The 9517-nt window shown below is 71.1% G+C and carries 9 protein-coding genes and 2 tRNA genes; 6 read left to right on the forward strand and 5 right to left on the reverse strand.

All coding sequences use genetic code 11. The features are described 5' to 3' along the window. Positions 1–66: 66 nt before the first annotated feature. The 3 genes from QEZ54_RS36000 to QEZ54_RS36010 form a co-directional block, all read right to left on the reverse strand. Positions 67–140, reverse strand: a tRNA-Gly gene (locus QEZ54_RS36000). 70 nt (positions 141–210) lie between these two features. Next, a tRNA-Pro gene (locus QEZ54_RS36005) sits at positions 211–284 on the reverse strand. Positions 285–504: 220 nt separating this feature from the next. Then, a complete protein-coding gene (locus QEZ54_RS36010; protein ID WP_281309271.1) occupies positions 505–1113 on the reverse strand; it encodes a hypothetical protein in 609 nt (202 codons plus the stop codon). Positions 1114–1357: 244 nt separating this feature from the next. Here QEZ54_RS36010 and tig point away from each other — a divergent pair, with 244 nt between their 5' ends. From tig to clpX, 4 genes are all read left to right on the forward strand, one after another. Further along, positions 1358–2728, forward strand: coding sequence for a trigger factor (gene tig / locus QEZ54_RS36015; protein ID WP_281309272.1), 1371 nt, complete (start codon positions 1358–1360; stop codon positions 2726–2728). A gap of 194 nt (positions 2729–2922) precedes the next feature. Next, entirely contained in the window at positions 2923–3534 is a 612-nt protein-coding gene (locus QEZ54_RS36020; protein WP_281309273.1) for an ATP-dependent Clp protease proteolytic subunit, read from the forward strand. A 12-nt stretch (positions 3535–3546) separates the two neighbouring features. Continuing rightward, on the forward strand, positions 3547–4200 hold the full coding sequence (locus QEZ54_RS36025; protein ID WP_281309274.1) for an ATP-dependent Clp protease proteolytic subunit: 654 nt from the start codon (positions 3547–3549) through the stop codon (positions 4198–4200). 206 nt (positions 4201–4406) lie between these two features. Next, positions 4407–5702: an ATP-dependent Clp protease ATP-binding subunit ClpX gene (gene clpX, locus QEZ54_RS36030; protein WP_281309275.1), complete on the forward strand. Its 1296-nt coding sequence runs from the start codon at positions 4407–4409 to the stop codon at positions 5700–5702. Positions 5703–5756: 54 nt separating this feature from the next. Here the strand turns inward: clpX and QEZ54_RS36035 are convergent, their stop codons facing one another. Next, complete coding sequence (locus tag QEZ54_RS36035; RefSeq protein ID WP_281309276.1) at positions 5757–6410, reverse strand: XRE family transcriptional regulator; 654 nt, start codon at positions 6408–6410, stop codon at positions 5757–5759. A gap of 51 nt (positions 6411–6461) precedes the next feature. On the opposite strand from QEZ54_RS36035, the gene QEZ54_RS36040 reads away from it, so the two are divergent. Together QEZ54_RS36040 and QEZ54_RS36045 are read left to right on the forward strand one after the other, a co-directional pair. Continuing rightward, entirely contained in the window at positions 6462–7313 is an 852-nt protein-coding gene (locus QEZ54_RS36040) for a DMT family transporter (RefSeq protein WP_281309277.1), read from the forward strand. Between the two features lie 44 nt (positions 7314–7357). Then, a complete protein-coding gene (locus QEZ54_RS36045) occupies positions 7358–8527 on the forward strand; it encodes an MFS transporter (RefSeq protein WP_281309278.1) in 1170 nt (389 codons plus the stop codon). A gap of 6 nt (positions 8528–8533) precedes the next feature. Here the strand turns inward: QEZ54_RS36045 and QEZ54_RS36050 are convergent, their stop codons facing one another. Further along, positions 8534–9385, reverse strand: coding sequence for a GNAT family N-acetyltransferase (locus QEZ54_RS36050; protein WP_281309279.1), 852 nt, complete (start codon positions 9383–9385; stop codon positions 8534–8536). Between the last annotated feature and the right edge of the window lie 132 nt (positions 9386–9517).

Here is a 9517-nt window from a genome sequence, read left to right on the forward strand (position 1 = left end):
CCGTACCCGCGGACCGCACGCACGCGCGAAGAAGCCCCGGGACCATCGGTCCCGGGGCTTCTTCTATGGAGCGGGCGACGAGAATCGAACTCGCGTAGTCAGTTTGGAAGACTGAAGCTCTACCATTGAGCTACGCCCGCGTGGTCCCGAGTATAACCGGGGCCGCCACAACGTCGCGCGCCGAGGTCGCGGTGCGCCGACCGTTGCCGGTCGGGGTGGCCGGATTCGAACCGACGGCCCCTCGCTCCCAAAGCGAGTGCGCTACCAAGCTGCGCTACACCCCGTCGCGCCGTCACCGGCGCCCCCGGAAGTGTATGCGTTGGGCCGTGCCGGACGCACACCCATATGCCATGTCTCGTTGTGAGCTTTCCTCCTGATTCACCCGCTCTGGCGATGCTTGGGGCATACCCTGAGGTCAGGGACGGGGGAAGCGATCACTCCCGGCTGCGGGCGGCCGTACGCGCCGCCGTCGCGGCAGGAACCCCCGGTGGGGCTTTGTTCGGATCAGGCGGATGGGGCTCCACCGGGCTGCCCGTCGCTGTAGATCAGGTGGGCGTTGGCCGGGGTGAGCAGCTCCGGCCGGATCTTCTTGTTGAGCCAGAGCGCGCCGACGGCGGCGAGCAGCCCGAAGAAGGCCGAGCCGAGCCAGGCCCAGCCGGGCCCGCGGCCGGGTGCGGCGACCAGGTCGAGGTCGGTGGCGCAGGCCACCGGGGCGGCGACGCCCTGCAGGCAGGCGGTGGCGGCCAGGTCGCCGGGGGCGGCGGCGCCGTCGAGGGTCGCGGCGGCGGTGTAGGACGAGGTCTGCCGGGCCGCCGGGGCGGGCCAGCTGAGGGTGTCGCCGGTCTGTGCCGCGCCGTCGGCGCGGACGTCGCGCAGCCCGGTGGGCACGGTGAGGCGGACCGTCGCGGCCTGGGTCTGGTCGTCGCCGCGGGCGATGATGCGGTACCGCACGGTGTCGCCCGCCTCGATGCGGCGTACGCCGTCGTCGATGCTGATCGCGGCCGTGGCCGCCGGCGGGGCGCCCGCGGCCGTCGCCGGCAGGAGCGCGAGCATGGGGCCGGTCGCGCTGGCGAGCGCGGCGGTCAGCAGCAGCGTGACATTGATCGGTGGCACGGTGGTCTCCTCCTGGACTACCTGCCCAGTTTGTCGGCTTTGCTCGTTATTATGGTGCTGACGCGCCCGCAGGGTGTGACATCTGCCGACAAGAGCCGCCCGATGCGGTGCACGACTCGGGCGGTCGCCTACACTCGACCGGGCTCTTTCCGCGACCGGCGCCGGTGCGATCGGCACGCGCGGAGGGGCATACAGTTGCGCAAGGCAACCCCAAACGACCCGAAAGATCTCAAGGAGTACGCCTGTGAAGAGCACCGTCGAGACTCTGAGCCCGACGCGAGTGCGGCTCGCCATCGAGGTGCCGTTCGCCGAGCTCGAGCCGAGCCTGAAGAAGGCGTACCGGGAGATCGCGGCGCAGGTCAACATCCCCGGCTTCCGCAAGGGCAAGATCCCGGCGCAGGTCATCGACCAGCGCGTGGGCCGCGGCGCCGTGCTGCAGGAGGCGATCGAGGAGGCCATCCCGCAGCAGATCTTCGCCGCCGTGCGTGAGCACGAGGTGAAGCTGCTGGGCCGTCCGGCCGTGGACAACCTGGAGTTCGCCGACGGCCAGCCGCTGAAGTTCACCGCCGACGTGGACGTGCGCCCCGAGCTGACCCTGCCCGAGCTGAGCAGCATCAAGGTCGAGGTCGACCCGCTGGCCGTGGCCGACTCGGAGATCGACGAGCAGATCGACGGGCTGCGCCAGCGGTTCGCGACCCTGAAGACCGTCGAGCGCGCGGCCGCCAGCGGCGACTACGTGCAGCTGGACCTGGTGGCCACGGTCGACGGCGCCGAGGTCGAGGGCGGCACCGCCAACAACCTGTCCCACGAGGTGGGCTCGGGTCAGCTGCTCAAGGGCCTGGACGAGGCCGTGGTCGGCCTGGCGGCCGGCGAGTCGGCGACCTTCACCAGCCAGCTGGTGGGCGGCGAGCACGCGGGCAGCGACGCGGACGTGACCGTGACCATCCGCACGGTCAAGGAGAAGGAGCTGCCGGCGCTGGACGACGAGTTCGCCCAGCTGGCGAGCGAGTTCGACACCCTGGAGCAGCTGCGCGGCGACCTGTCGGAGCGGATCACCCGGGTCAAGAAGGTCGAGCAGCTCTACGCCGCGCGGGACAAGGCGCTGGCCGAGCTGGTGAAGCGGGCCGACGTCCCGGCGCCGGAGGGCGTGGTGGCCGACGAGGTCGAGCAGCGCAAGGCCGCCATGGTCGAGCAGCTGGACCGGATGGGCGCCAGCCTGAACGAGTACCTCGCGGCGGAGGACAAGACCGAGGAGCAGATCGACACCGAGCTGTCCGAGGCGGCCGCCGAGGGCGTCCGGATCCAGCTGGTGCTCGACACCATCGCCGAGGCCGAGGACGTCCAGGTCTCCGACGACGAGTTCGGCCACGAGATCGTGCACCGCGCCCAGCGCGCCGGTGTCGCCCCGCAGCAGTACTACGACCGCCTGGTGCAGGCCGGTGCCGCCGCCGCCGTCTACGGCGACGTGCGTCGCGGCAAGGCGCTGGCGCTGGTCATGGAGCGGGTCATCATGACCGACAGCAACGGCGAGGTGCTGACGCTGGACTCGCTGCGCGAGGGTGCCGACGACCACGCCGGCCACGACCACGGCGACCACGAGGGCCACAACCACTGAGCCCGAGCACGTGACGGCGAGGGGATCTGTCGGCCATCGGCCCGGCGGATCCCCTCGCCTGTTTTCCGGCCGGTGTGGCCTGCCGGTGTCACCGACGGGCGTGGTGCGCTCACAGCGAACACGTCGGTACTGGGGAAGCTGGTGTCGGAATCAGCGGTTAGGGTCGCTGTAGGACAACGAGAAAGGCTGCCGATATGAGCGAGCTGCACGTTCCATCTGCGCGGGGTTCCGATCCGATCGCCGGCGGCCTCGACGACTCTGTGTACAACCGCCTGCTGAAGGAGCGCATCGTCTTCCTGGGCAGCGACGTCAACACGCAGGTCGCCAACCGGATCTGCGCGCAGCTGCTGCTGCTGTCCGCCGAGGATCCCGACCGCGACATCTACCTGTACATCAACTCGCCTGGCGGCTCCGTCTACGACGGCATGGCGATCTACGACACGATGCAGTTCATCTCCAACGACGTGGCCACGATCGCGCTGGGCATGGCGGCCTCGATGGGCCAGATGCTGCTCTGCTCCGGGGCCAAGGGCAAGCGCTCCGCGCTGCCGCACGCGCGGATCATGATGCACCAGGCGTCCGGCGGCATCGGCGGCACCGCGGCCGACATCGCCATCCAGGCCGAGCAGATGATCTACACCAAGAAGCTGATGATCGACCTGATCGCGCAGCACACCGGGCAGCCGGTGGCGCAGATCGAGGCCGACAGCGACCGCGACCGCTGGTTCAACGCCCAGCAGGCGAAAGAGTACGGCTTCATCGACCACGTGATCACCGCTACGTCCGTGGCGCCGGTCGGGAACTGAAGGAGCAGCAACATGTTTCCAGCTATGACGCCCAGCTTCGGCCAGCCGTCCAATCGCTACATCGTGCCGCAGTTCATCGAGCGGACCACCACGGGCCAGCAGACCATCGACCCGTACGCGAAGATGTTCCAGGACCGGATCATCTTCCTCGGCGTGCAGGTCGACGACGTGTCAGCCAACGACGTGATGTCCCAGCTGCTGGTGCTGGAGGCGGCCGACCCGGACCGCGACATCACCATGTACATCAACTCGCCCGGTGGCTCGTTCACCGCGATGACCGCGATCTACGACACCATGCAGTTCGTCCGCCCGGACATCCAGACGGTCTGCCTGGGCCAGGCGGCGAGCGCGGCGGCGGTGCTGCTGGCGGCGGGCACGCCCGGTAAGCGCCTGGCGCTGCCCAACTCGCGGATCATCATCCACCAGCCGGCGACGGAGGGTGGCTACGGTCAGGGTTCCGACATCGAGATCCAGGCCCGCGAGATCATGCGCATGCGCACCCAGCTGGAGGAGATGCTGGCCCGCCACAGCGGCCAGGCGGTCGAGAAGGTCAAGAAGGACATCGACCGTGACAAGATCCTCACGGCCGGTGAGGCGGTCGACTACGGCCTGGTCGACTCGGTGCTGTCGTACCGTAAGAAGTCCGCGATGGCCGGGGCCCGCTGACCCTTCCGCCTGTCGGCGCCGTTCACCCCATCGGGTGGACGGCGCCGAAGCGGTTGTCGGGGGGACGTGACAGAATCGTCGTCATGGCAGCCGGGGTGGGGGCGCCGCAAAACGGCTCACAACAGGTAACGTCATCACAGAACCGATGCTTGCGCCGCTGGGACCGGCGCGGCGTTCGTCAGCTTCAGGGGCAGGGGGAGTCGTAGGTGGCACGGATCGACGGCGGCGACCTGCTGAAATGCTCCTTCTGCGGCAAGTCGCAACGGCAGGTCAAGAAGCTCATCGCAGGCCCCGGGGTCTACATCTGCGACGAGTGCATCGACCTCTGCAACGAGATCATCGAAGAGGAGCTCGCCGGCGAGGAGCAGGTCCGCTGGGAGGAGCTGCCCAAGCCGATGGAGATCTGCCAGTTCCTCGACTCATACGTGGTGGGCCAGGACCAGGCCAAGAAGGCCCTGGCCGTGGCGGTGTACAACCACTACAAGCGGCTGCAGGCCGACGCGGCGCACACCCGCGGCGGTGAGTCGGTCGAGGTGGCCAAGAGCAACATCCTGCTCATCGGGCCGACCGGCACCGGCAAGACCCACCTGGCCCAGACGCTGGCGCGCATGCTGAACGTCCCGTTCGCCATCGCCGACGCCACCGCGCTCACCGAGGCCGGATACGTGGGTGAGGACGTCGAGAACATCCTCCTCAAGCTCATTCAGGCCGCCGACTGGGACATCAAGCGCGCCGAGACCGGCATCGTCTACATCGACGAGATCGACAAGATCGCGCGCAAGTCGGACAGCCCCTCGATCACCCGCGACGTCTCGGGCGAGGGCGTGCAGCAGGCCCTGCTGAAGATCCTCGAGGGCACCCGGGCCAACGTCCCGCCGCAGGGCGGGCGCAAGCACCCGCACCAGGACTTCGTCGAGATCGACACCACGAACATCCTGTTCATCTGCGGCGGCGCGTTCGCGGGCCTGGAGCAGATCATCGAGCAGCGCACCGCCCGCTCCGGGCTGGGCTTCGGCGCCCACCTGCGCGCCGTGACCGACCACCGGGTCAGCGACGAGACGCTGGCCAAGGTGATGCCCGAGGACATGCTGAAGTTCGGCATCATCCCCGAGTTCATCGGCCGCCTGCCGGTGATCACCACGGTGCGCAGCCTCGACCGCGAGGCGCTCGTCAAGATCCTGACCGAGCCCCGCAACGCCCTGGTGAAGCAGTACCAGCGCCTGTTCGAGCTCGACAACGTGGTGCTCGACTTCGACACCGAGGCGCTGGAGGCGATCGCCGACCAGGCGATGCTGCGCAACACCGGCGCCCGCGGCCTGCGCGCCATCATGGAGGAGGTCCTGCTCTCCGTGATGTACGAGGTGCCCAGCGACCCCAACGCCGAGCGCGTCCTGATCACCCGCGCCACGGTGCTGGAGAAGGTCTACCCGACCATCGTGCCCCGGCGCGACATCAGCACCGGCCGCCGCGCCCGGCACCACCGCGAAGAGAAGACCGCTTAGCCTCGTGCCCACCGGAAGAGCCCGCACCCGACGGTGCGGGCTCTTCCCGTCTGCTCAGCGGGCGCCGCGACGGTGCGTGTACTCGCCCGGCGGCATCACCACCAGCATCACCAGCCGGGCCGGGGTGTCCTGCGGGTTGCGGTAGGTGTGCGCCCGGTCGCCCCGGAAGTCCAGCGTCTGCCCCGCCTGCACCAGGTGGTCCTCGCCGTCGATGGTCACCGTGATCTGCCCGATCAGCACATGCGCCAGCTCCCGCGCGCCGGGCTGCTGCTCCTCGGCGTCGTACCGCTCGTGCGGGGCGAACCGCCAGTCCCACAGCTCGACCGTGGCCGGATCGGTGACCCCGCGCAGCAGCCGCCCGGTGCCGCCCCGCCCGCCCCGCCACAGCACCGGGCCCTCCTCGAAGTCGCTCAGGTGCACGCTGCGGTCGGCGGTCGGCTGCAGCAGCCGGGCCACGGCCACCCCGAACGCGTCCGCGATCCGGGCCAGCGTGCCCACGCTCGGGTTGGTCCGCCCGGCTTCGATCTGCACCAGCATGCCCTTGCTCACCCCGGACCGGCCGGACAGCTCGTCCAGCGACCACCCCCGCCCGGTACGCAGCGCGCGCACGTGCAGCGCCACCGCCGCGTTGATCTCCTCTATCGGCACCTGACGGGGTCGGGGCGCACGCGCGTGCCGGTCGGCCGTCCGGGTCTGGTCTGCCGTCATGTCGGTCGACACCCCTGTCCTCCGCGGTCGCCGTCGTGATACGAACACGCTGTGATCGCCATCCTGCTCGCCGGTACATCCGCCCTGGTCTGGGGCACAGCGGACTTCTGCGGTGGCAAGGCGGTCCAGCAGGGTGCCGCGAGCGTGCGCGGCCACTCGTTCTCGGTGACCGTCGTCTCGCAGCTGTGCGCGATACCGATGATCGCAGTTTTCCTGCTGCTGGTCCCGGGTCGGCTCGGCGTGTCGGCCCTGGGTTGGGGCGCGGCCTCCGGGGTCGCCGGCCTGTTCGGCATCGTCCTGCTCTACCAGGGCCTGGCCAGCGGCGCCATGTCCGTGGTGGCGCCGATCACCGCGGTCACCTCGGCCCTGGTCCCGCTGGCGGGCGGGCTCGCCCTCGGCGAGCGGCCGGGTGCGGTGCCGCTGGCCGCCGCGGCCTGCGCGGTGCTGGCCATCGCGCTGGTCAGTCTCGGCCCGTCGGCTGGCGCGAGTGCCGTCACGCCCCGGGTGATCGGGCTGGCCCTGTCCTCGGGGGCCTTCTTCGGGGTGTTCTTCCTGCTGCTGGCGCAGGCCGGGCCGAGCGCGGGCATGTGGCCGCTGGCCGGCGCGCGACTGGCCTCGATCCCGATCGGGCTGGCGCTGCTGCGCCCCATGGGCGGCACGCTGGTGCTGCGCGGCCGGGTGCTGGCGCTGACCGCGCTCGCGGGCTGCCTCGACATCGCGGCCAACGGCCTGTACCTGCTCGCGGCCAATGCCGGGCAGCTGAGCATCGTGGCCCCGATCGCCTCGCTGTACCCGGCCAGCACCGTGCTGCTCGCTCTCGCGGTCAACGGCGAGCGGCTGCGCGCGATCCAGGTCGCCGGGCTGGGCCTGTCGGCGACGGCACTGATCCTGGCCGCCGTGTGACACGGGGTTGACACTGAGAGCGCTCTCGCGCGTAAGGTCCTGACGTGAGCCGGGACCTGACACGCGCCCGCTGGGCGGTCGCCACCATCTTCGCCGTACACGGTGCCGCCAGCGGCAGTTTCGCCGCGCGCATCCCGTGGATCGCCGAACACCTGCACCTCAGCCAGGGCCGCCTCGGGCTGGCACTGATCATGCCCGCGATCGGCTCACTCAGCTCCATGCCGTTCACCGGACGGCTCATCGCCCGCGTCGGCGGCCGCACCGCCACCCGGGTGCTCATCGTGGCCTGGTGCGCCGCGATCGGCGTGCTGGCACTGGCCCCCAACGTCTGGGCGTTCATGGGCATGCTGCTGCTCGCGGGCGTCACGGCGGGCACCTCCGACATCGCCATGAACGCCGAAGGCGTCGCCGTCGAGCAGGGACTCGGCCGCTCGGTCATGTCCGGCCTGCACGGCATGTGGAGCCTGGGCGGCCTGATCGGCTCCGGCATCGGCGCGGCCGCCGCGTTCGTCGGCATCGGCGCACCGGTCAACCTCGGCGTGATGGCGGTGCTGCTCGCCGTCGTCGCCGTCACCGCGGGCCACTGGCTGCTGCCCAGCGCCCCGGCGCCGGCGGCGGAGGAGGGGCCGCGCTTCTCGCTGCCGCGCGGGCCGGTGCTGATCATCGGGCTGGTCGGCTTCTGCGCGGTGTTCGCCGAGGGGGCGACCGCCGACTGGTGCGCGGTGTACCTGCGCGAGATCCTCGGCTCGAGTGAAGGGCAGGCGGCGGTCGCGTACAGCGCGTTCGCGTTCGCGATGACCGGTGGCCGCCTCGTCGGCGACGCCGTGGTGCGCCGCGTCGGCGCCGTCAGCACCGTACGGGTGGCGGGGCTGCTCGGCATCGTCGGCGGGATCCTGGTGGTCACCTCGTGGGCGCCCGCCGTGGGCGTGGTCGGGTTCGGCCTGATCGGCCTCGGGGTGGCGGTGGTGGTGCCGCTGACGTTCAGCGCCGCCGGGCACACCGGCGACCACGCGGCGCACGCCATCGCCGGGGTCGCCACCGTCTCGTACGGCGCCGGCCTGGCCGCCCCCGGTCTGATCGGCGGTATCGCCCACGCGACCTCGCTGCCGTTCTCGTTCGCGCTGGTGACGTGCCTGATCGCGGTCGTCGCGCTGAGCGCGGGCCGGCTGCGCGCCGCCGAGATCGCGCACGTACCGCAGCCGGTGGCGGCCTGACCCTGGTCAGCAGACCTCCCACAGCTGCACCTCGTGCAGCGGGCGGTAGCCGATGGCCTGGTAGATCCGGTTGCTGGCGGGGTTGGCGAGGTCGGTGAACAGCACCGGCCGCAGCCGCGCCGCCAGCACGGCCTCGCTGATCGCCGCGACCAGCGCACCGGCGTAGCCGTTGCCGCGGCGGCGGGGCGGCGTGAAGACCAGGTTGATCCGGGCCACCCCCGCGGCGGGGACGGTGAGGGCGGCCATGCTCACCGGCTCGCCGGCTGCCTCCCATACCCAGAGCAGGCCCCCGCGGGCCAGCCTGCCGTCGACCGGCGCCGCCGGGTCGGGGTGCGGCTCGCGCGGCAGCGCCTCCCGGTGGAATGCGGCCGACCACCGCACGAGCAGCTCGCGGTCGGCCTCCCGCGCTTCGCGCACGCGACCGGCCACCCCGGCGGGGCGGTCGATCCGCACCGCCTCGAACATCCGGAACGACTCCCGCAGTGCGGCGCGCCCGCCCTCGGCTGCGGCGACCGTCTCCGCCAGGCGGCGGGTCTGCTCCGGCGGGCCGCTGAAGCGACGGGCGTCGGGTGCGGAGTCCAGCAGGTAGTGGGCCAGTGCGGGCACGGCCGCGGCCGGCACGGCGCTGAGCATCAGCGCGAAGGGCGGGGGCCATACGGCCACCCCGGACAGGCGCGGGCCGTCGGTGGATTCATCGAGTACGCGCAGCAGCAGCATCCGCTCGTGCTCCGCGCCGACACTGTCCATCCGCGACTGAAGGAGCGTGAGCAGCGGATTGTTGCGTACCGGGTCGTGCATCAGCCAGGGCATCACCTCATGCCCGTAGGCGATCAGCCCTGTGTCCGCGGTCACCTTCACGGGTCAGATTGTCCTCCTGGGGTGCGAGGTGGATTCTCCTTTCCCGACGACGCACGCCTGTGAGCTGCGAAAATGGATTCGCGGAGTGGGTGTGACCGGCGTCGTGCCACCCCGATTTGCATCCTGCCCGCA

It is taken from the genome of Catellatospora sp. KI3 (assembly GCF_029948125.1).
Taxonomy (GTDB): Bacteria; Actinomycetota; Actinomycetes; order Mycobacteriales; family Micromonosporaceae; genus Catellatospora.

Excerpts from the sequence above, each read along its gene's own strand:
- QEZ54_RS36020 (WP_281309273.1), top strand. The coding sequence starts at position 2,923 with ATGAGCGAGCTGCACGTTCCATCTGCGCGGGGTTCCGATCCGATCGCC.
- QEZ54_RS36025 (WP_281309274.1), top strand. The coding sequence starts at position 3,547 with ATGTTTCCAGCTATGACGCCCAGCTTCGGCCAGCCGTCCAATCGCTAC.
- QEZ54_RS36035 (WP_281309276.1), bottom strand. The coding sequence starts at position 6,410 with ATGACGGCAGACCAGACCCGGACGGCCGACCGGCACGCGCGTGCGCCC.